This is a genomic window from Blastococcus sp. SYSU DS1024, from assembly GCF_054050795.1.
This window is the reverse complement of sequence record NZ_JBJHAA010000005.1, coordinates 99,345-119,956: the sequence shown is the minus strand read 5'-3', so window position 1 is coordinate 119,956 and position 20,612 is coordinate 99,345. Positions and strand designations below refer to the sequence as shown.

The 20,612-nt window shown below is 74.5% G+C and carries 19 protein-coding genes; 11 read left to right on the top strand and 8 right to left on the bottom strand.

Features of this window, described 5'->3' with window-relative positions; all coding sequences use genetic code 11:
* Nucleotides 1-89: 89 nt before the first annotated feature.
* Nucleotides 90-1,178: an MsnO8 family LLM class oxidoreductase gene (locus ACI79S_RS06730; RefSeq protein WP_456592665.1), complete on the top strand. Its 1,089-nt coding sequence runs from the start codon at nt 90-92 to the stop codon at nt 1,176-1,178.
* On the opposite strand, the gene ACI79S_RS06725 is transcribed toward ACI79S_RS06730, so the two are convergent.
* From ACI79S_RS06725 to ACI79S_RS06710, 4 genes are all read right to left on the bottom strand, one after another.
* Nucleotides 1,148-1,972 carry a MetQ/NlpA family ABC transporter substrate-binding protein gene (locus ACI79S_RS06725; RefSeq protein ID WP_456592664.1) on the bottom strand — a complete coding sequence of 275 codons (825 nt, stop codon included), beginning with the start codon at nt 1,970-1,972 and terminating at the stop codon, nt 1,148-1,150. The two genes, ACI79S_RS06730 and ACI79S_RS06725, sit on opposite strands and share 31 nt — an antisense overlap.
* Nucleotides 1,973-2,013: 41 nt before the next feature.
* Entirely contained in the window at nt 2,014-2,673 is a 660-nt protein-coding gene (locus ACI79S_RS06720) for a methionine ABC transporter permease (RefSeq protein WP_456592663.1), read from the bottom strand.
* Nucleotides 2,670-3,758 carry a methionine ABC transporter ATP-binding protein gene (locus tag ACI79S_RS06715; protein ID WP_456592662.1) on the bottom strand — a complete coding sequence of 363 codons (1,089 nt, stop codon included), beginning with the start codon at nt 3,756-3,758 and terminating at the stop codon, nt 2,670-2,672. Before ACI79S_RS06715 ends, ACI79S_RS06720 begins: the two co-directional genes overlap by 4 nt.
* A 272-nt stretch (nt 3,759-4,030) precedes the next feature.
* Nucleotides 4,031-4,357 carry a hypothetical protein gene (locus tag ACI79S_RS06710; protein ID WP_456592661.1) on the bottom strand — a complete coding sequence of 109 codons (327 nt, stop codon included), beginning with the start codon at nt 4,355-4,357 and terminating at the stop codon, nt 4,031-4,033.
* A 381-nt stretch (nt 4,358-4,738) separates the two neighbouring features.
* Between ACI79S_RS06710 and ACI79S_RS06705 the strand changes: the two genes are divergently transcribed.
* Nucleotides 4,739-5,308 (top strand): DUF3995 domain-containing protein, encoded by a 570-nt coding sequence (locus ACI79S_RS06705; protein WP_456592660.1) that lies wholly within the window; start codon nt 4,739-4,741, stop codon nt 5,306-5,308.
* A gap of 23 nt (nt 5,309-5,331) precedes the next feature.
* Complete coding sequence (locus ACI79S_RS06700) at nt 5,332-5,631, top strand: hypothetical protein (RefSeq protein WP_456592659.1); 300 nt, start codon at nt 5,332-5,334, stop codon at nt 5,629-5,631.
* On the opposite strand, the gene ACI79S_RS06695 is transcribed toward ACI79S_RS06700, so the two are convergent.
* The 3 genes from ACI79S_RS06695 to ACI79S_RS06685 all read right to left on the bottom strand — a co-directional run bounded on the left by ACI79S_RS06695 (nt 5,568) and on the right by ACI79S_RS06685 (nt 8,568).
* On the bottom strand, nt 5,568-7,154 hold the full coding sequence (locus ACI79S_RS06695) for a sodium:solute symporter family transporter (RefSeq protein WP_456592658.1): 1,587 nt from the start codon (nt 7,152-7,154) through the stop codon (nt 5,568-5,570). The two genes, ACI79S_RS06700 and ACI79S_RS06695, sit on opposite strands and share 64 nt — an antisense overlap.
* 91 nt (nt 7,155-7,245) lie before the next feature.
* Complete coding sequence (locus ACI79S_RS06690) at nt 7,246-7,386, bottom strand: hypothetical protein (protein ID WP_456592657.1); 141 nt, start codon at nt 7,384-7,386, stop codon at nt 7,246-7,248.
* 159 nt (nt 7,387-7,545) lie between these two features.
* Nucleotides 7,546-8,568: an LLM class F420-dependent oxidoreductase gene (locus ACI79S_RS06685; RefSeq protein ID WP_456592656.1), complete on the bottom strand. Its 1,023-nt coding sequence runs from the start codon at nt 8,566-8,568 to the stop codon at nt 7,546-7,548.
* Between the two features lie 179 nt (nt 8,569-8,747).
* Here ACI79S_RS06685 and ACI79S_RS06680 point away from each other — a divergent pair, with 179 nt between their 5' ends.
* Genes ACI79S_RS06680 through ACI79S_RS06650 form a run of 7 tightly spaced genes read left to right on the top strand, consistent with a single transcriptional unit; the run spans nt 8,748 to nt 18,444 of the window.
* Nucleotides 8,748-9,893, top strand: coding sequence for an acyl-CoA dehydrogenase family protein (locus ACI79S_RS06680; RefSeq protein ID WP_456592655.1), 1,146 nt, complete (start codon nt 8,748-8,750; stop codon nt 9,891-9,893).
* On the top strand, nt 9,890-10,696 hold the full coding sequence (locus ACI79S_RS06675) for a TIGR03084 family metal-binding protein (protein ID WP_456592654.1): 807 nt from the start codon (nt 9,890-9,892) through the stop codon (nt 10,694-10,696). The genes ACI79S_RS06680 and ACI79S_RS06675 overlap by 4 nt, the downstream gene beginning before the upstream one ends.
* Nucleotides 10,693-12,468: an acyclic terpene utilization AtuA family protein gene (locus ACI79S_RS06670; RefSeq protein WP_456592653.1), complete on the top strand. Its 1,776-nt coding sequence runs from the start codon at nt 10,693-10,695 to the stop codon at nt 12,466-12,468. Before ACI79S_RS06675 ends, ACI79S_RS06670 begins: the two co-directional genes overlap by 4 nt.
* Entirely contained in the window at nt 12,465-14,045 is a 1,581-nt protein-coding gene (locus ACI79S_RS06665; RefSeq protein WP_456592652.1) for an acyl-CoA carboxylase subunit beta, read from the top strand. Before ACI79S_RS06670 ends, ACI79S_RS06665 begins: the two co-directional genes overlap by 4 nt.
* Nucleotides 14,042-16,090 (top strand): ATP-binding protein, encoded by a 2,049-nt coding sequence (locus ACI79S_RS06660; protein WP_456592651.1) that lies wholly within the window; start codon nt 14,042-14,044, stop codon nt 16,088-16,090. Before ACI79S_RS06665 ends, ACI79S_RS06660 begins: the two co-directional genes overlap by 4 nt.
* Nucleotides 16,080-17,681, top strand: coding sequence for a class I adenylate-forming enzyme family protein (locus ACI79S_RS06655; protein WP_456592650.1), 1,602 nt, complete (start codon nt 16,080-16,082; stop codon nt 17,679-17,681). The genes ACI79S_RS06660 and ACI79S_RS06655 overlap by 11 nt, the downstream gene beginning before the upstream one ends.
* Nucleotides 17,674-18,444 (top strand): enoyl-CoA hydratase-related protein, encoded by a 771-nt coding sequence (locus tag ACI79S_RS06650; protein WP_456592649.1) that lies wholly within the window; start codon nt 17,674-17,676, stop codon nt 18,442-18,444. The genes ACI79S_RS06655 and ACI79S_RS06650 overlap by 8 nt, the downstream gene beginning before the upstream one ends.
* A gap of 2 nt (nt 18,445-18,446) precedes the next feature.
* On the opposite strand, the gene ACI79S_RS06645 is transcribed toward ACI79S_RS06650, so the two are convergent.
* Nucleotides 18,447-19,103 (bottom strand): TetR/AcrR family transcriptional regulator, encoded by a 657-nt coding sequence (locus ACI79S_RS06645; protein ID WP_456592648.1) that lies wholly within the window; start codon nt 19,101-19,103, stop codon nt 18,447-18,449.
* Nucleotides 19,104-19,282: 179 nt separating this feature from the next.
* Between ACI79S_RS06645 and ACI79S_RS06640 the strand changes: the two genes are divergently transcribed.
* Entirely contained in the window at nt 19,283-20,581 is a 1,299-nt protein-coding gene (locus ACI79S_RS06640) for a D-arabinono-1,4-lactone oxidase (protein WP_456592784.1), read from the top strand.
* Nucleotides 20,582-20,612 lie beyond the last annotated feature (31 nt).

The window sequence follows — 20,612 nt, the reverse complement described above, 5'->3', positions numbered from 1 at the left end:
GTGGCCCGGGGTCCGCCGCCGGTCCCTGCCGGCCGCGTTCCCCAGGCGGCCGCCGGAACAGCTCCCGGCCGGAGGGCGCTGGCTCCGACGTGACCGACACGTCCCCGCGGTTGTCCCTGCTCGACCGCTCCCGCACCCGGATCGGCGAACCCGACGCCGCGGCGCTCGACGGCAGCGTCGCGCGCGCCGTCCACGCGGAACTGCTCGGGTTCGACCGGTTCTGGGTCGCCGAGCACCACGGGGTGCCGGGGATCGCCGGCGCCGCCCCGGCGGTGCTGCTGGCCGCCGTCGCCGGCCGGACGACGACCATCCGGCTCGGCTCGGCCGGCGTGATGCTGCCGCACCACCAGCCGCTCGTCGTCGCCGAGCAGTTCGCCACCCTGTCCGCCTTCGCCCCCGCCCGGGTCGACCTGGGACTGGGCCGCTCCCCCGGCTTCACCGCACCGGTACGCCGCGCCCTGCGGGAGACCGACCGGGACTTCCCGGCCGACCTCGCCGAGCTGCGCGCCTACCTCACCGGCACGGCGGAGATCACCCTGCACCCGCAGCCCGCCGGACCGGTGCCGCTGCACGTGCTGGCGACCGGGCGCGGGCTGCAGGTCGCGGCCGGGCTGGGGCTGCCGGTCATCGTCGGGGGCCCGCTGCTGGGCCTGGCCGGTGACCCCGAGCCGGGGCTGGCCGCGCTGGCCGGCTACCGGCGCACCTTCCGGCCCTCCGCGCAGCAGCCGGAGCCGCGGGTGGCCATCAGCCTCGACGTGCTCGTCGCCGACACCCCGGCGGAGGCCGCGGAGCTGTTGCTGCCCGAGGCGTGGGCGATGGCCCGGGCCCGCACCACCGGCACCTTCCCGGCGCTGGAACCGGTGGCCGCCGTCCGCGCCGCGCACCGCACCCCCCGCCAGCAGCAGTACCTCGAGGAGACGGCCGCGGCGGCGATCGCCGGCACGCCCGCCCAGGTGGAGAGCAGGCTGGTGGAGCTGCTCGACCGCACGGGGGCGGCCGAGCTGGTCGCCGGCAGCAGCACCTTCGACCGGGCAGCCCTGGCCGCCTCCGACGCCTCCCTGGCCGCCGTGCTCGGGCGGAGGGCCCCGGTGGGCGACGGCACCGGCTCAGCAGGTGGACGTGCCCGGCCGAGGCCCTCCGGGCCGGATCAGAACGCCGGCAGGACGGCGCCGGAGTAGTTCTCCTCGATGAACTGCCGCACCTCGTCGGAGTGCAGCAACTCCTCCAGCGCGACGATCCGCTCGGCGTCCTCGTCGCCGCTGCGGACCACGAGCAGGTTCGCGTTCGGGTTGCCCTCGGCCGCCTCGAGCGCGAGGGCGTCCTCGGCCGGTGAGAGGTCGGCGTCGATCGCGTAGTTGCCGTTGATGACCGCGGCGTCGACGTCGGCCAGCGAACGCGGCAGCTGCGCGGCCTCGACCTGCTGGATCTCCAGGTTCTTCGGGTTGCCGTCGATGTCCAGCGCCGTCGGCGCGGAGTCGCCCGTGTCGGCCAGCGTGATGAGGTCGTTGGCCTCGAGCAGCCGCAGGGCCCGGGCGGCGTTGGTCGGGTCGTTCGGGATCGCGACCGTGGCGCCGTCGGGGAGGTCGGCCAGCGCGGTCAGCGAGTCGGAGTAGATGCCCAGCGGCTCGATGTGCACCGGCTCCAGCGCGGTGAAGTCGTAGCCGGCGCTGGCCTCCTGCTCCTCGAGGTAGGGCACCGTCTGGAAGTAGTTGGCGTCCAGCGAGCCGTCGTCGAGGGCGACGTTGGGCTGCACGTAGTCGGTGAACTCGACGATCTCCAGGTCCAGCCCGGCGTCGTCCGCGAGCTCCTCGTCGATGAACCGCAGGATCTCCGCGTGCGGCACCGGGGAGGCGCCGACGCGCAGCGGCTCGTCCGCCGCCGACAGCTCGGCCTCCCCACCCCCGCAGGCGGTCAGGCCGAGCAGCGTGGCGGTGGCGACGGCGGCGAGGGTGGTCCGGGTGGGGCGGAGCATGTGCGGGGTTCTCCTAGCGAGGGGTCGGGTGGTGCGGAGGATCAGGCGTGCGCGAGCCGGCGGGCCCAGCGGTCGCCGGCCCACTGCAGCAGCTGGACCAGGACGAGCAGCAGGACGACGGTGACCACGGTGATGTCGGTGCGGAACTGCTGGTAGCCGTAGCGGATGGCGAAGTCGCCGAGGCCTCCGCCGCCGATGGCACCGGCCATCGCCGAGTAGCTGATGAGGGCGACGACGGTGACGGTGACGCCCGCGACCAGCGACGGCAGCGCCTCGGGCAGCAGCACCGTGCGGACGACGTCGCGGCGGCGGGCGCCCATGGCCAGCGTCGCCTCGACCTTGCCGTGCCCGACCTCCCGCAGGCTGGTCTCCACCAGCCGGGCGAGGAAGGGGACGGCACCGATGGTCAGGGGCACGATCGTCGCCGTCGACCCGATCGTGGTGCCCACGATGCCTCGGGTCACCGGGGCGACGAGCACCAGCAGGATGATGAACGGCAGCGACCGGCCCAGGTTGACCACCAGGCCGAGGACGCGGTGCAGCACCGGGCTCGGGGAGAGCGCGCCCGGTGCGGTGACGGTGAGCAGCACCCCGAGCGGGACGCCGATCAGCACGGTGAGCAGCGTGCTCACGCTCACCATGTACAACGTCTCCCACGTGGCCTCGGCCAGTTGCGGGGCGATCCGGTCCCAGTTGCTCACCGCTGCACCTCCGGGGCGTCGAGGAACCGGGGTTCGTCAGGTCCGGGCGGCGGCTCGGCCGCCGGCTCCTGCTCCCGCCACGGCGCCGGCTCGTCGCCCGGGCGGGCACGCTCGACCAGCGACCCACCGTCCCGGAGCCGCTGCAGGGCGCCGTCGAGGCGCCCGTCGTCACCGGTGACCGAGAGCAGCAGGCGGCCGAAGCGGCGGCCGGCGACGGTCTCCACCGAGCCGCCCACCACCTCGACGTCGAGCCCCAGCTCGCCGGCCAGGGTGCGCAGCACGCGGCCCTCCGGCGCGGCGTCGGTGACGGTGACCCGGACCAGGTCGCCGGCGCGGCCGGCGACGGGCGGGGCCGGGAGCAGCTGGGCGGCCAGCGGCGAACGCGGGCGGGTCAGCACCTCGGTCAGCGGGCCGCCGTCGACGACCCGGCCGCGGTCCATCAGCACCGCGCTGTCGCACACCGCCCGGACCACCGCCATCTCGTGGGTGATGAGCAGGACGGTCAGACCCAGTTCGGTGCGCACCTGCCGCAGCAGGTCCAGCACACCGGTGGTGCTCGCCGGATCGAGCGCGCTGGTCGCCTCGTCGCAGAGCAGCACCTTCGGCCGGGCGGCCAGGGCTCGGGCGATCGCGACGCGCTGCTTCTGGCCACCCGAGAGCTGCGCCGGCCGGGCCGCGTGCCGGTCGGCCAGGCCGACCAGGTCGAGCAGCTCGGCCACCCGGCGGCGCCGTTCGGCCCGGCCGGTACCGGCGAGCTCCAGCGGGTGCTCGACGTTGCCGGCGGCCGTGCGGGAGTCGAGCAGGTTGAAGTGCTGGAACACCATGCCGACGGTGCGGCGGGCGCGCCGCACGCCGTCGGCGTCGAGATCGGTGAGCGGCTGACCGTCGACGACCACCCGGCCCGACGTCGGCCGCTCCAGCAGGTTGACCAGCCGGGCGAGGGTGCTCTTGCCGGAGCCGCTGGGGCCCACGACGCCGGCGAACTCGCCGGCGGCGACGGACAGGCTCACGCCGTCGACGGCGACGACCTCGGCCGCCCCGCGGCGTGCGGGGAAGACCTTGCGGACGTCGGACAGCTCGATCACGGTGGCCTCTGGATGGCTCGGCGGGGCAGGGCACGGGCGGGGCCCGGCCCGCAGCGCGGTGGCGCACGCCGACGACGGGCGGCGCGGGGTGTCTGCGCGGAGGCTGGGCGGCGCGGCGCGCTAGAGCAGGCTCGCCGTGCGCAGGAGGTCGACGGCGCGACGACGCGTCAACGCAACACTCCTCGGCACCCGTCGAGCATGCCGCGCCGGCCGGCCACCTGCCAGCGGGGCGGGCGAATGTGAGAGAACGCTCAACCAGGTGACCGTGCGGCTCAGCGGTCGACCAGCGGGGACGTCACCTCCGCGCTCGCCGCCGCCCGCCGCGGGGCCGCGGGCCGGAGCGCGTCGATCAACCGGTCGTCGAGCGCCGGCGCGCCCCCGGTGACCACCACGGTCGCCGTCCACTCGGTCAGCTCGGTGCCCTGGCTCGAAGCGGGTCTGGCCGGTCCCTGCACCCGGAGCGTCGACCAGTCCGGATCCGCTCCCGCGGCGGCCGCCATCACACGCAGCTGCCCGCGGAGTCCGGCGGTCACCCGGTCCCGGTCGTGGAACGGCACGGCGGCGGCGGCGCGGTACATCATCGCTCCATGGGTGCCCATTTCGGCTGCCCGTTACACAAATCCCGCGCCTTCGGCATCAAGCCCGCGCTGGACGCCCTGATCATCTCCCTCCGGGCGCCGCCGGCGGGGCCATCTGGTCGACGGGTGCAGACCCGCATGATGCGGGCGGCCGGTGCTCGGCACCGCCGTCGTCGATCGCTCCTCCGTCGCCGCGCTCCCCGCTCCTGCCACCGCTCCGGCGCTCCTGGCGGTGGGCGGTCTGGTCCTGGCCGTGCGTGGGGCGTCACCTGGTCGGCAGGACCGGTCGCGGCGGCTCTGCTGCGACGGGGGGCAGGCGCGGCGCTGTCCCCGTCGACGACGCGGTGGATCCTCGCCTCGTGGAACCCGGAACCGCTCCCCGCACCGAGCCGAGGACCTGAGGTGGCTGCGCTGCGGAGCATGTCGGCCGGCGTCCGGCGGGAGCGGTTGCGGCGCGGCTCCGCGTACGGTGCGGCAGCCCTGGCCGTGCTCTCCGCCGGGGTCAGCGCCTACTGGACGGCGGGCGGCACCGCGCTGCTGTCCACGGTCGGGGGCGAGCTCGAGGCGCTCGCCCGTCGCGGTGGCACGACGGCGCTGACCCTCGGTGCGACGACGACCGCGCTGAAGCTCGCCGCCGCCGCGCTGGCCCTGGCGCTGATCCAGCCGTGGGGCCGGCCGCTCCCCCGGCGCCTGGTCACCCGCACCGCCTTGCTGGGCGCCGCGCTCCTGACGGCCTACGGGGCGCTCCAGATCGGGGTCGGCGCGATCGCCCTGGTCGGGCTGACCGGCTTCCGCCCGGCCGATCCGACCGCGCTGCGCTGGCACGTCCTGTTCTGGGACCCGTGGTTCCTGCTGTGGGGCCTTCTCCTGGGCTGCGCCGCCGTGCTCTCCCGGTCCTCCGCGATCGCCACCGGCGTGGCCGGGACCACGCGGCCGGATCGCGGCGGCACCACCGGACCGGGCCGGAGGTAGCGCGCGGCGCGACCATCCCCCTGGTGCTGGTCCGGGTCGGCATCACGATGCTGCTGGAGATCGACGTCCGCTACGTGCCCACCACGATCAGCCTCGCGGTGGTCACCACGATCACCGGTACCTCGATCTGGCTGAGCCTGCGCGCGACGCGCGGCCAGGGCCGGCGGGCCCTGCCGGTGCCGGCCGCACCGGGGGTCGACCAGCCGGCGCACGCCGGCAAGACGACGGGCACACCTGAGGCACGGGCGGTCGGCACGGCTCAGATGAAGGGCACCACCACCGCGACGGTCAGCACCGCCAGGCCGAGCGAGAGGTGGCGGTAGTTCTTGTACCAGGGCTTGCCGCGGAGCTCCCCGGACTCCTCGCGCCACGTCTGCCGGTCGAACACCACCTCGGCGATCTTCTCGCGGTCCGGCGCCTCGGTGAACAGCGAGATGGCCACCAGGGTGGCGACGCTGAGCAGCAGCATGATCCCGGTCGCGTACAGGAACTGGACGCCGTACAGCTCGAAGATCTCCCCGGTGACGAAGCCGGCCACCCCGATCGGGATCACGACCACCAGCGTCCAGAAGGCGGCCTGCGCGGTGGCGCGCTTCCAGAAGATGCCGCCGAGGAGGACGACGACGATCGGCATCGTCACGTAGCCGAGGAACGACTGGAAGTACTCGACGATCGTGTCGAACTGCAGGATGACCGGCGCCCAGGCCACCGCGACGACCATGAAGATGCCGACGAGCACCCGGCTCATCAGCAGCAGCCGCTTCTCGCTGTACTCCTTGTCGCGCGTCTTGACGAAGTCGTTGATCACCAGGCTCGCGGCCCCGTTCAGGACCGAGTCCAAGGTGGACATCAGCGCGGCGAGCAGCGCGGCGACGATCAGCCCGCGCAGGCCGACGGGGATGAACTCGAAAATCAACGACGGCCAGGCGAGGTCAGGGTTCTCCAGGTCCGGGAAGACGTCCCGGGCGAGGATCCCGGGGAAGATCAGCAGCACGAGCAGCGGCAGCTGCATCAGGCCGGCGAACAGCGCCCCCCACCTGCCGTGGTCCAGGTTCTTCGCCGCCAGCACCCGCTGGACGACGACGTGGTTGGCGACCCACACGTAGAAGCCGAGCCAGATGGCCCCGGTGAAGATGCCCGGCCACGGCAGGAAGTCGTCGTCGGGCGGAGGCGCGATGGTGAAGCCGTCCTCCGGCGCGAGCTCGGGGAACACCGACCACTGGTAGTCGAACTCCCGGAACACGAGGACGAAGATGATGCCGGCCGCCAGGAACAGCAGCACGCCCTGGATGGTGTCGGTGATCATCACCGCCCGCAGCCCACCGAGGATCACGTACACGCCCGCCAGGACGGCGATCGCCACGATGTGCACGAGCAGCGGAACCCCCGGGAACAGCAGGTTCAGCACCAGCGCGCCGGCGATCATGCCTCCGGCGGAGTCGATGAGCATGCCCGTGAGCACCGTGAACCCGGAGAAGGCGTACCGGGAACGCCTGTCGTACCGCCGCTCCAGGAACTCCGGGACGGTGCTGATCTTCGACTGCAGGTAGATCGGCAGGATGAGCACCGCGAAGACCAGCAGGACCAGCGTGGCCATCCACTCGAAGTTCCACACCGCGATGCCGGTGTCGTAGCCGGCTCCGGCCAGCCCCAGGAACTGGGTGCCGGAGAAGTTGGTGACGATGAGCGAGAAGCCCACGAGGGGCCACGCCATGCCACGTCCGGCGAGGAAGTAGTCGTCGGAGTCCGAGGTCCGCCGGGACACCCAGTAGCCGATCCCGATGATCATGACCACGTAGGCGCCGATGACCACGAGGTCCACGGTCGCGAGATCGAACTCCGGCATGGCCTGGCCTCCCCTGCGTCGCGGCGCGCCAGGGTCCAAGGTGGCGGATGAGCGGCTCTGTCGCGACTCGGAACCGGCACGCCTCGGCCGGTCAGCCCGGAGCGAGCAGTTCCACCACCTGGCGGCGGATCTCGAGGTCCTCGCGCGCGGTCACCACCACCGTCCGCACCGGTGCGCCGTCAGCGCTGATGTCGGCGTCCCCGGTCGCCCCGTCGTTGCGGCCGGCGTCCACCGACACCCCCAGGAAGGCGGGAGCGTGCAGGACATCGTCGGGCAGGGATCCTGCCCGGCCGGCGCGGGCCGCTCGTCCACCGAGATCGCCACCCGCCGCACGCTCACGGCTCGACCGGCCGCGGGCGAGGGTGTCCGCGGTGAACTCCCGGCGCCGTCGTCAGCCGGTGAGCTCGGCCATCATGCGGAGGGTCTCGGGGGAACCGCCGACCAGCATCGTGGTGACGAGCGACTCCTCCCAGGCCGCGAGGTCGTCGGCGATCTTGGCCCGCGGCCCCACGAGGGCCACCTTCTCCACCATCGCCAGCGGGACGGCCGCCACCGCCTCGTCCTTCCGGCCGGCCAGGTACAGCTCCTGGATGCGGGCGCAGTCGGCCTCGAAGCCCATCCGGGCGAAGACCTCGTAGTGGAAGTTCACGCCCCGGGCACCCATCCCGCCGACGTAGAGGGCGAGCATCGGCCGCACGCGGTCGGCCGCGGAGTCGACGTCGTCGGCCACCTCCACCTGCACCATGCAGGCGACCTCGAAGTCACCGGCGCCGCGGCGGGCCCCCGGGCGGGCGAAGCCCTCGGCGAGCGACTCCCGGTAGTGCGCGTCGTCGTGCGGCGAGTAGAAGAGCGGGATCCAGCCGTCGGCGATCTCCGCCGCCAGCGCCACGTTCTTGGGCCCCTCGGCCGCCAGCAGGACCGGGATGTCGGGGCGGAACGGGTGCACCGTCGGCCGCAGCGACTTGCCCAGCCCGGTGCCGCCCGGGAACGGGATGCGGTAGTGCTCGCCGTCGTGGCGCACGGGTTGCCGCGCGAACACCTGCCGCAGCACCTCGACGTACTCGCGGGTGCGGGCGAGCGGCCTGGGATAGGGCTGGCCGTACCAGCCCTCCACCACCTGCGGCCCGGAGACGCCCAGGCCCAGGACGAACCGCCCACCGGAGAGGTGGTCCATCGTCAGCGCCGCCATCGCGGTGGCCGTCGGCGTCCGGGCGGACATCTGCACCACCGAGGTGCCGAGCCGCAGCCGGGTGGTGGCACTGCCCAGCCAGGCCAGCGGGGTGAGGGCGTCGGAGCCGTACGCCTCCGCGGTCCACACCGACTCGAAGCCCAGGCGCTCGGCCTCGGCGACCAGCTCGGCCTGGCCCGGCGGCGGCCCGGCCCCCCAGTACCCCAGCGACAGCCCCAGCCTCATCGCGCCCCCTCCTGTCCGGCGTGCCCTGCGTCGGCGGTCGACCGGCGTGGTCGGCCGACGACGAGGCGCGACGTTAGCGCAGCCGGTTGTTGTGCCGGTCACACCCGGCTGATAGACCTGACGCTGTCGTCAAGTTCGGCCGGTGGCGCTGCCGCCGACCATCACCGCCGGGAGTTCCGATGCGCTTCACCGACGAGCACCACGCCTTCCGGAAGCTGGTGCGCGACGTCGTCGACCGGGAGATCGCCCCCCACGTCGACGAGTGGGAGCGGGCGGGCACGTTCCCGGCCCACGAGCTGTTCCCGAAGCTCGGCGAGCTCGGCCTGCTGGGCCTGGAGTACGACCCCGAGTACGGCGGGCAGGGCGCCGACCACCTGTTCAGCGTGATCCTGTGCGAGGAGCTGCACCGGTCGGGGTGTGCCGGCGTGCCCATGGCGATCGGCGTCCAGACCATGATGGCGACGCCGTCCCTGCACGAGTTCGGCAGCGACGAGCTCAAGCGCCGCTACCTGGAACCCGCCATCCGGGGCACCGCCGTCTGCTCCATCGCGGTGACCGAGCCGGGCGCCGGCTCCGACGTCTCCGGGCTGCGCACCCGGGCGGTGCGGGACGGCGACGAGTGGGTGATCAACGGCAGCAAGCTGTACATCACCAACGGCACCCAGGCCGACTGGCTGTGCCTGCTGGCCCGCACCTCCGACGAGGGTGGCCACCGCGGGATGAGCCAGATCATCGTGCCCACCGACACCCCCGGCTTCGCCGTCTCCCGGAAGCTCGACAAGCTGGGCAACCGCTCGTCGGACACCGCCGAGCTGTACTTCGAGGACGTGCGGGTGCCGGTGTCGAACACCATCGGCGCCGTCGGCCGCGGCTTCCAGCAGCAGATGGCGCAGTTCGTCGTCGAGCGCATGTTCGCCGCCTACGGCGCGGTGGGCAGCTGCCGGATGGCGCTGGAGCGCACCCGTGACCACCTGCAGCAGCGCCAGGCCTTCGGCGGGCCGCTGCTGGCCAGCCAGTACATCGCCTTCCGGCTGGCCGAGCTCGCCGCGCAGGTCGACCTGCTGCAGTCGCACAACTACGCGTGCGCGGAGGCCTACCTGAACGGCGAGGACACCACCCGCCAGGCCACGGTGGCCAAGCTGACCGCCGGCCGGCTGCTGCGCGAGGTGGCCGACACCTGCCTGCAGTTCCACGGCGGCATGGGCTACATGGAGGAGACCTGGACCGCCCGGTTCTTCCGGGACAGCCGGCTCGCCTCGATCGGTGGCGGCGCCGACGAGGTGATGCTGCAGGTGCTGGCCCGGATGCAGGGGTTCTCCGCGTGAACGACCGCAGCGCGTTGCTGGACGCGTTGGTGGACGACCTCCTCGCCGAGGGGGCCGACCTCGACGCCCGGGTGGCCCCCCTCGACGACGCCGCGTGGCGCACCCCCACCCCCGCGGCCGGCTGGGACGTCCGCGACACGATCAACCACCTGCGGTTCTTCGACCGGGACGCCCTCCTGGCGGTGACCGATCCCGCCGGGTTCGCCGCCCTGGTCGCCGGCCCGGGCGACGCGGCCGGCGACTACGTCGAGCGGCGCACGGCCGAGGGCCGGGCCACGCCGCCCGCAGAGGTGCTCGCGGACTGGCGGGCCGGCCGTCACACCCTGGCCGACGCGCTGCGGGCGGTCGATCCCGGCGTGCGGGTGCCGTGGTTCGGCCCGCCGATGAGCCCGGCGTCGTTCGTCACCGCCCGGCTCATGGAGACGTGGGCGCACGGCCAGGACGTCGTCGACGCGCTCGGGCAGGACCGCGCGGCCACGCCGCGACTGCGCTCGGTGGCCGAGATCGGCGTCCGCGCCCGGCCGTTCTCCTACGCCGTGAGAGGGCTGCCGGTGCCCGCCCGGCCGGTCCGCGTGGAGCTCACCGGGCCCGGTGGCGAGCGGTGGACGTGGGGGCCGGCGGACGCCGCCGACACCGTCCGCGGCCCGGCGCTGGACTTCTGCCTGCTGGTCACCCAGCGCCGGCACCGCGACGACCTCGCCCTCGACGTCACCGGGCCGGCGGCCGAGGAGTGGATGTCGATCGCGCAGGCCTTCGCCGGTCCGCCCGGCGCGGGCCGGCAGCCGCTGGGCGGTGCGCGGTGACGGCGCCGGTCCGCGTCGCCAACGTCTCCGGCTTCTACGGCGACCGGCACAGCGCCATGCAGGAGATGCTCGCGGGTGGGGACGTCGACGTGCTCACCGGCGACTACCTCGCCGAGCTGACCATGCTGATCCTGGGACGCCAGCGGGCCGAGGACCCGACGGCCGGCTACGCCCGCACCTTCCTCTCCCAGCTCGAGGAGTGCCTGGGCACCGCGCTCGAACGCGGTGTCCGCATCGTCAGCAACGCGGGCGGGCTCAACCCGCAGGGGCTCGCCGCGGCGGTCACCGAGCTCGGCCGACGGCTCGGGGTACCGGTGCGGGTGGCCACGGTCAGCGGCGACGACCTGCTGCCCCGCCTCCCGGACCTGCGCCGGCGTGGCCTGCTCCGGGCGGGCGACACCCCGCCGGGGAACGGCGAGGTCCCCGACGTCCTCACCGCCAACGCCTACCTGGGGTGCCGGGGCATCGTGCGGGCCCTGCAGGCCGGCGCGGACGTCGTCGTCACCGGCCGGGTCACCGACGCCAGCCTCGTCGTCGGCCCGGCGGCCTGGCACCACGGCTGGGGGCCCGACGACCTGGACGCGCTCGCCGGGGCCACCGTCGCGGGGCACGTCCTGGAGTGCGGCGCCCAGGCCACCGGCGGGAACTTCAGCTTCTTCGCCGAGCTTCTCGACGCCGACCCCGCGGCGCTGGACTGCATCGGCTTCCCGCTCGCCGAGATCGCCGCCGACGGCACCTCGGTGATCACCAAGCACCCGGGCACGGGCGGGGCGGTCACCGTGGGGACTGTCACCGAGCAGCTGCTCTACGAGCTCACCGGCAGCGCCTACGGCGGCCCCGACGTCGTCACCCGCTTCGACGATCTCCGGCTGCGGCAGGCCGGCCCCGACCGGGTCGAGATCACCGGCTCCCGCGGGCTGCCCGCCGGGGAGTGGCTCAAGGTGGCCGTCAACCGCCTCGGCGGCTTCCGGAACTCGATGACCCTGCCACTGACCGGTCTCGACATCGAGCGCAAGGCGGAGCTGCTCCGCCGCCAGCTCGCCCCCGCGCTGGCCGGGATCGAGGACGTCACGGTGGCGCTCGCCCGCACGGACTCGCCGGATGCGGCGGTGCAGGAGGAGGCCGCGGCCCTGCTGCACGTCACGGTCAAGGACCGCGACCGGAGGAAGGTGGGCAAGGGCTTCACCGTCCCGGTGATCGAGCTCGGCCTGGCCAGCATCCCGGGCTTCCACGCCACCGCCGCGCCGCCCAGCCCGTCGCCGTACGGGGTCTACTCGGCGGCCTGGGTGCCGGCCGGGGAGGTGCCGCAGGTCGTCGGCCTGCCCGACGGCTCGACGGAGACGCTGACCGCCACCGCTCCCCCGGCACCTCCGACCCTCGCCCCCGCCCCGGTGGGGCCACCACGGTGGGACGACGACGGCCCCACCGTCGCCGCTCCGCTCGGGCGGGTCGCCGGGGCGCGCAGCGGCGACAAGGGCGGGGCAGCGACCCTCGGCGTCTACGCCCGCACCGAGGACGGCTACGCCTGGCTCGCCACGTTCCTCACCCCCGACCGGCTGCGGGCGCTGCTCCCCGAGACCGCCGCCCTCCCGGTCACCCGCGAGTTGCTGCCCGGCCTGCGGGCGGTGCTGTTCCAGCTGCCCGGTCTCCTCGGCGACGGCGTCGCCGCGGGCACCCGGTTCGACCCCCAGGCCAAGGCCGTGGGCGAGTGGCTGCGCGCCCGCGTGGTCGACGTCCCGGCCCGGCTGCTGCCACCGGAGGTGGATTCATGACCCTGCTCGACGAACGCGCCGCGACCAACCGCGCGGCGATGCTCGACCGGCTGGCCGAGCTCGAGGAGCAACGCGGCCGGGCCAACGCCGGCGGCGGCGAGAGCGCCGTGGCCCGGCACCGCGGCCGCGGCAAGCTCACCGTGCGGGAACGGATCGAGCTGCTGCTCGACCGGGACAGCCCCTTCCTGGAGCTCTCCCCCTACGCCGCCTGGGGCACCGACTTCCCGGTCGGCGCGAGCACGGTCACCGGCATCGGCGTCGTCGAGGGCGTGGAGGTGATGATCTCCGCCAACGACCCGACGGTGCGCGGCGGCACGTCCAACCCGTACACGCTGCGCAAGTCGCAGCGCGCGCACGACATCGCCGAGACCAACCGGCTCCCCTTCCTCAGCCTCGTCGAGTCCGGCGGCGCCGACCTGCCCACCCAGTCGGAGATCTTCATCCCGGGCGGCCGTGGCTTCCGCAACCTCACCCGGCTCTCCGCCCAGGGCATCCCCACCGTCGCGCTGGTGTTCGGCAACAGCACCGCCGGGGGCGCCTACGTCCCCGGGATGAGCGACCACGTGGTGATGATCGACGGCCGCAGCAAGGTGTTCCTCGCCGGCCCCCCGCTGGTGAAGATGGCCACCGGCGAGGAGGCCGACGAGGAGTCCCTCGGCGGGGCGTCGATGCACGCCCGGGTCTCCGGCAGCGCCGACCACCTCGCCGTCGACGAGGTCGACGCCATCCGGCTGGGCCGGCAGATCGTGCGCAACCTCAACTGGCGCAAACTGGGCCCGGGCCCCTCACGGCCGGCCGACCCGCCGCTGCACGACCCCGAGGAGCTGCTCGACCTGGCGCCCGCCGACCTGCGGCAGCCGCTGGACCCGCGCGACGTGCTCGCCCGCATCGTCGACGGCAGCCGCTTCGACGAGCACAAGCCCCTGTACGGCACCTCGCTGGTCACCGGCTGGGCGAGCGTGCACGGCTACCCGATCGGCGTGCTCGCCAACGCCCGCGGCGTGCTGTTCCGGCAGGACGCCGAGAAGGCCGCCCAGTTCATCCAGCTGGCCAACCAGACCGACACCCCGCTGCTGTTCCTGCAGAACACCACCGGCTACATGGTCGGGACCGAGTACGAGCAGGACGGCATCATCAAGGCCGGGTCGCAGATGATCAACGCGGTCTCCAACAGCGCGGTCCCGCACATCACCCTCAACATCGGCGCCTCCTACGGAGCCGGCAACTACGGCATGTGCGGCCGCGCCTACGACCCCCGCTTCCTCTTCACCTGGCCCAACGCCAAGAGCGCGGTGATGGGCGCCGCCCAGCTCGCCGGCGTCCTCGACATCGTCGGCCGGGCCAGCGCCCGGGCCCGCGGCCGCGACTACGACGAGGAGGCCGCGGCCGCCATGCGCGCCGCGGTGGAGCAGCAGATCGAGGCGGAGTCGCTGGCCCTGTTCCTCTCCGGGCGGCTCTACGACGACGGCATCATCGACCCCCGCGACACCCGCACCGTCCTCGGGCTGGCGCTCTCGGCGATCTCCAACGCACCGGTCCGAGGGCTGCACGACGGATGGGGGGTGTTCCGGCTGTGAGCCGCACCCTGAGCTGCGTCCTGGTCGCGAACCGGGGCGAGATCGCACGGCGGATCTTCACCACCGCACGCGCCATGGGCCTGCGCACGGTGGCCGTGCACTCCGACGCCGACGCCGACGCGCCGTTCGTCCGCGAGGCGGACGTCGCCGTCCGGCTGCCCGGCAGCACGCCCGCGGAGACCTACCTGCGCGCCGATCTCGTGGTCGAGGCCGCGCTGCGGGCCGGCGCCGACTGCGTCCACCCCGGCTACGGGTTCCTCTCCGAGAACGCCGGCTTCGCCCGCGCGGTGGAGGCGGCGGGGCTGGTGTTCGTCGGCCCCGACCCCGAGGCCGTCGAGGCCATGGGCAGCAAGCTCGCCGCGAAGGAGCTGATGAGCCGCGCCGGGGTGCCCACCCTGCCGAGCGTGGACGCCACGGGCCTGACCGGCGACACCCTGGAGAAGGCCGCCGGCGAGGTGGGCTACCCCCTGCTGGTCAAGGCCTCCTTCGGCGGGGGCGGCCGCGGCATGCGTGCCGTGCGCGGGCCGGACGAACTGGCCGACGCGGTGGCCGGCGCCGGCCGGGAGGCGGCCTCGGCCTTCGGCGACGGCACCGTCTTCCTCGAGCGCCTGGTCGAGCGGCCACGGCACATCGAGGTGCAGGTGTTCGGCGACCGGCACGGCACCACGGTGGCGCTGTTCGAGCGCGAGTGCTCCATCCAGCGCCGGCACCAGAAGGTCGTCGAGGAGGCACCCTCCCCCGCCGTCGGTCCGGAGCTCCGCACCCGGCTGCAGGACGCCGCGGTGGCCGCCGCGCGGGCGATCGGCTATGTCGGCGCCGGCACGGTGGAGTTCCTGCTCGACGAGGCGGGCGAGTTCTTCTTCCTCGAGATGAACACCCGGCTGCAGGTCGAGCACCCGGTCACCGAGGCCGTCACCGGGCTGGACCTGGTCCGCCTCCAGTTCGACGTCGCCGCCGGCCGTCCGCTACCGGCCGCGGCGGTGTCGCCCGCGCTGTCCGGCTCGGCGATCGAGGTGCGGCTCTACGCCGAGGACCCGGCACGCGGCTGGCTGCCGCAGTCGGGGCGGCTCGCCGAGTTCGCGATCCCGGCCGACGCCGCCTTCCGCAGCACCGCCGGGCCCGGCATCCGGGTGGACAGCGGGGTCGAGGCCGGCGGCGAGGTCGGTGTGCACTACGACCCGATGCTGGCCAAGGTCATCGCCTGGGCGCCTGACCGCGACTCGGCCGCGCTGGCCCTGGCCGGGGCGCTGGCCCGGGCGCGGCTGCACGGGCTGACCACCAACCGCGACCTGCTGGTCCGTGTGCTGCGCAGCGAGGCGTTCCTCGCCGGGGAGACCGACACGGCCTTCCTCGACCGGCACGGCCTGGACCGGCTGGCCGCCCCGCTGGTCGACGAGGCCGGCCGGCGCCGGCACGCCGTCGTGGCGGCGCTGGCCGGGGCGGCGCTGCGGCGAGCTGCCGCGCCGGTGCTGGGCGGGCTGCCCTCGGGCTGGCGCAACAACCCCACGGCCCCGCAGCTCACGGTCTTCGACGCCGGCACGGTGCGCTACCGCATCGACCGGTCGGGGGTCACGGCCGACGTCGACGGCGAGCCGGTGCCGCTCACCGTGCTCGGCACAGCGGTTCCGCGCCCCGGCCGGGTCCGCCTGGACGTCGAGGCCGGCGGGCTGCGCAGCACCTACGACGTGCACGCCGACGGCGGCCGCTGGCACGTCGACGGGCCCGAGGGCGGCAGCACGCTGGTCGAGCAGCCCCGGTTCCCGGAGCCGACCGCCGCCGTGCAGCCCGGATCCCTCACCGCCGCCATGCCCGGGACCGTGGTCCGGGTGGCGGTGGCCGAGGGCGAGCAGGTCGCCGCGGGCCAGCTGGTGCTGGTCCTGGAGGCCATGAAGATGGAGCACCCCGTGGTCGCGCCGGCCGACGGGGTGGTCACGCACCTGCACGCCGACGTGGGCCGGCAGGTGGAGACGGGCGCGGTCCTCGCGGTCGTCGGCGAACCCCCCGCACCGCAGACCGAGACCGAAGGGAACAGCCATGCGTCCTGACCTGTCCGGGGTCGACCCCCTGGAGCTCAACCTCGCCACCCGCTTCTCGGTCGGCGACATGCTGACCCGCACCGCCCAGCTGTTCGCCCAGCGCACCGCGATCGTCGACGGCGACGAGGAGATCAGCTACGCCCGGCTGGACGGCGCGGCCGAAGCGTTCGGGCGCGGCCTGCTCGACGCCGGCGTGGGCCACCAGGAGCCGGTCGCCTTCCTGCTGGGCAACTCGTGGCGGTTCGCCGCCAGCTTCTTCGGCTGCGCCAAGGCCGGGCTGGTCGCGCTCCCGGTGAACCTGATGCTGGCGCCGGAGGACATCGGCTGGATCCTGGCCGACTCCGGGACCCGCACCGTCGTCGCCGACCCGCCGTTCCTCCCGCTGCTGGAGGCGGTGCTGCCGGAGCTGCCGCAGATCACCACGGTGATCGTGACCGGTGACCAGGCCCCGGCGTCGGTCGCCGGCCGGGAGGTGCGGCGCTGGGACGACGTCGCCACCGACCCCACCCCGGTCCAGGTGATCGTCGAGGACCGCGACACCCTGCACTGCCTCTACACCTCGGGCACGACGGCCCGGCCCAAGGGCGTGCTCACCAGCCACCTGTCGGTGCACGTGGGCGTGCTGAGCAACGCGCTGCAGACCGGGCACCGGCGGGGGGACGAGTTCTCCGTCCTGCCGATCGTGCTGCCGCTCTTCCACACGACCGCGCTCGACACCCTCCTGCTGCCGATCCTGCTCACCGGCGGCACCGCCGTCCTCCCCCGCGGTTTCGAGCCGGAGGGCTTCCTCGAGGTCGTGGAGCAGCGGCGGGCGACGCACCTGATGCTGCTGCCGATGATGTACGGCGCGCTCCTGGCCTCCGCCGGGATCCGGACCCGCGACCTCTCCTCGGTGCGGCTGTGCATCTACGCCATGGCCCCCATGCCGCAGGAGCGGATCACCGCGATCGCCGCCGCCTTCCCGAACGCCCAGGTGCTGCTCGGCTCGGGGCAGACCGAGTGCGTGCCCGCGACGGTGTTCCAGTGGCCGGCGCACCAGGAGACCAAGGCGGCGTCCTGGGGCCCGTCCACGGTCACCGTCGACACCCGGATCATGGACCCGGCCGGGCAGCTGCTGCCCCCCGGCGAGACCGGCGAGATCGTCTACCGCGGCCCGCACGTGATGAGCGGCTACTGGAACAACCCGGCCGCCAACACCGCCGCGTTCGCGCACGGCTGGTTCCACAGCGGCGACGTCGGCCACCTCGACGACGAAGGTGTCGTCTGGTTCACCGACCGGGTCAAGGACATGGTGAAGACCGGCGGCGAGAACGTCTCCTCGGTCGAGGTGGAGCGGGTGCTGCTGGCGTCGGCGGAGATCGTCGAGGCGGCGGTCATCGGGGTGCCGGACGACCGCTGGGGCGAGGCCGTGACCGCGGTGGTCGTGCCGGCCGACCCGGACGTCGACGCGGTCGCGCTGGCCGAGCGGCTGCTCGCCCACTGCAAGCAGCACCTGGGCGGCTTCCAGGTGCCCAAGCGGATCGAGGTCCGCACGGGGCTGCCGAAGACCGCGACGGGGAAGATCCAGAAGCACGAGCTGCGGGACGAGTTCCGTGCCTGACGGCCGCCTGGTCGGGGTCACCCGGCGAGGGCCGGCCGCCGTGCTGACGCTGGACTCTCCGCACAACCGCAACGCGCTCTCGCGTGCCCTGGTCGAGCAGCTCCACGCCGCGCTGGCTGCGGCCCTGGCCGACGCCGAGGTCCGCGTGGTCGTGCTGACCGGGGCGGGGCCGGTGTTCTGCTCGGGCGCCGACCTGAAGGAGCAGCGGGCCGGCGGAGCTCCCGGCGCGGTCGGCCTGCCAGAGGTGCTGACCCTGCTCCTGACGGGGCCCAAGCCCGTGGTCGCCCGGGTGAACGGGCCGGCGCGGGCCGGCGGCCTCGGGCTGATCGCGGCCTGCGACCTCGCCGTGGGCCCCGCGGGGGCGACCTTCGCCTTCAGCGAGGTCAGGATCGGTGTGGCGCCGGCGATCATCGCCGTCCCCGTCCTGCGGCGGATGGACCCGCGGGCGGCGCGGGAGCTCTTCCTCACCGGCGAGCCGTTCGACGGCGCCCGGGCCGGGGCGGCCGGTCTGCTCGACCGGGTCGTGCCCGACGACCGGCTGGACGCCGCCGTCGACGAGCTGGTGGAGCAGCTCGGCCGCGGCGCCCCGGAGGCGCTCGCGGTCACCAAGCGGCTGCTGCGCGAGCTGCCCGGCGCCGACCTCCAGGACGACTTCCGCCGCATGGCGGAGGTGTCCGCCGAGCGCTTCGCCTCGGCCGAGGCGCGGGAGGGCATCGCCGCGCTGCTGGAGAAGCGCCGACCGGACTGGGCCCTCGGCGCCTGAGCTCAGCCGGGGCGACCGGCCGCGCGGTCCGGCCAGACGGCGGGCGGCAGGCCGATCGCCCCGGCCCAGAGCCGGGTCAGGACCTCCACGGCGGCGTCCTCGTCCAGGTCCTCCACGGGGTCCTGCCACAGGTGCGCGAACGACTCCACCATCGCGCCGAGGGCGCTGGCCGTGGCCCGCGGCGGAAGCGTCCGGTCGGCCAGCCCCAGCTCCTGCAGCCGCAGCAGGCCCTCCATCCCGCGGCGCACGAACGCCTCGCGGACGTCGACGCGCAGCCGCCGGAACTCCTCACGGGTGTCGGCCAGCGAGTCGAGCACCCGGAGGATGCGGGCGTGCCGGGTGACGGCGCCGAGGTAGAGCCGGTTGGCCGCCTCGATCCGCCCGTACGGGTCGTCCGGCGGCAGCCGCGAGCCGACGGTCGTCGCGGCGAACACGTCCTCGACGACGACGGCCACGATCGCCCGGAGCAACGACTCCTTCGAGTCGAACCAGGTGTAGAAGGTGCCGTGCGAGACGCCGGCCCGCTCCGCCACCAGGTCGATCCGGACGTCGGCGAACCCGCGCTCCTCGAACAGCTCGCGCCCGGCCTGCAGCAGGGCGGCCCGCGTCCGCCGGCCCCGGTCGGTGACCGGCAGCTGCTCCTGCTCCGCGCCTGGCATGCCACCTCCGAGAGAACCGGGCCGGAGCAGCCTGCCACACCGTGCCGGCGAGCCGGCGCACGCCGGGGCACCCCGGGCCGTCCGCGGGGCGGCGGGAGGGCACCCGACCCGCGTCGAGCATCATCGACTCCTCCGGCGGGCTGCCCGGCCGCCCTCCCCCGAGCAGATCGCGAGTGAGCATGCACGAGATGTCGTCCGCTGCCCCGGCCGGTACCGACGGGCCGGGGACCAACTGGGCCGGGAACGTCTCCTACCGGGCGGCGCGGCTGCACCGGCCGACCAGCCTCGACGAGCTCCGGGCCGTCGTGGCCGCCGGTGACCGGGTCAAGGCGCTGGGCTCGCGGCACTGCTTCAACGACATCGCCGACACTCCCGCCGACCTGGTGGCCCTCGACGCGCTCCCCGGCGAGGTGGTGGTCGAACCGCGCAGCGACGAGGGCGGCGGCATCGCCTGGATCCCCGGAGGCGCGCGCTACAGCGAGGTGGTGCCCCGACTGGCCGAGCAGGGTTTCGCGCTGCACAACCTCGCCTCCCTGCCGCACATCACCGTCGTGGGCGCCACGGCCACCGGAACCCACGGGTCGGGCAACCGGAACGGCTCGCTCAGCACCGCCGTCGCCGGTCTGGAGCTCGTCCGGTCCGACGGTGAGCTCGAGACGCTGGGGCCCGGGCACCCCGACCTCGCCGGCGCCGTCGTCCACCTCGGCGCGCTCGGGGTGGTGACCCGGATCGCCCTGCGCTTCCAGCCGACCTTCCAGGTCGGCACCACCGTCTTCGTCGGGCTGACCTGGGACCGGCTGTTCGCCGACTTCGACGCGGTGGCCGACGCCGCCTACAGCGTCAGCGTGTTCACCGACTGGCACGAGGTGACGCAGGTGTGGGTGAAGGCGCGCACCGACGAGCACGACGTCGTGCCGGAGGAGTTCTTCGGTGCCCGGGCCGCGACGGAGCCGACGCACATGCTGCCGGGCACCCCGGTCGAGAACCTCACCGATCAGCTCGGCCTACCCGGCGAGTGGCACGAGCGGCTGCCGCACTTCCGCACCGGCTTCACCCCCAGCAACGGCGACGAGCTGCAGAGCGAGTACTTCGTCCCCCGCCGGTACGGGCAGCAGGCCTGCGACGCCCTGCGCTCCCTCGCGCCGAGGATCGCCCCGCTCCTCCAGGTGAGCGAGCTGCGCACCGTGGCGGCGGACGACCTGTGGCTGAGCCCCGCCACCGGCGGGGACGTCCTGGCGGTGCACTTCACCTGGTTGCCCCAGGAAGCGCGGGTCCGCGCGCTGCTGCCCGAGATCGAGGCGGCGCTGCGCCCCTACGGTGCCCGACCGCACTGGGGAAAGCTCTTCACCACCGGTGCCGACGAGCTCGCCTCGCTGTATCCCCGGATGCCCGCGTTCCGCGAGCTGGTCCGCCGCTTCGATCCGCGTGGCGCCTTCCGCAACGACTTCCTGGACCGGACCGTCGCCGCGTTCGGGTGACCGGACGGCGGATCGTCGGGGCGCTCGTCGC

Bases quoted from the DNA above. Each gene is read 5' to 3' on its own strand.
- ACI79S_RS06725 (WP_456592664.1), bottom strand. From the start codon at position 1,972: ATGCTCCGCCCCACCCGGACCACCCTCGCCGCCGTCGCCACCGCCACG.
- ACI79S_RS06710 (WP_456592661.1), bottom strand. From the start codon at position 4,357: ATGGGCACCCATGGAGCGATGATGTACCGCGCCGCCGCCGCCGTGCCG.
- ACI79S_RS06695 (WP_456592658.1), bottom strand. From the start codon at position 7,154: ATGCCGGAGTTCGATCTCGCGACCGTGGACCTCGTGGTCATCGGCGCC.
- ACI79S_RS06685 (WP_456592656.1), bottom strand. From the start codon at position 8,568: ATGAGGCTGGGGCTGTCGCTGGGGTACTGGGGGGCCGGGCCGCCGCCG.
- ACI79S_RS06680 (WP_456592655.1), top strand. From the start codon at position 8,748: ATGCGCTTCACCGACGAGCACCACGCCTTCCGGAAGCTGGTGCGCGAC.
- ACI79S_RS06665 (WP_456592652.1), top strand. From the start codon at position 12,465: ATGACCCTGCTCGACGAACGCGCCGCGACCAACCGCGCGGCGATGCTC.
- ACI79S_RS06655 (WP_456592650.1), top strand. From the start codon at position 16,080: ATGCGTCCTGACCTGTCCGGGGTCGACCCCCTGGAGCTCAACCTCGCC.
- ACI79S_RS06645 (WP_456592648.1), bottom strand. From the start codon at position 19,103: ATGCCAGGCGCGGAGCAGGAGCAGCTGCCGGTCACCGACCGGGGCCGG.
- ACI79S_RS06640 (WP_456592784.1), top strand. From the start codon at position 19,283: ATGCACGAGATGTCGTCCGCTGCCCCGGCCGGTACCGACGGGCCGGGG.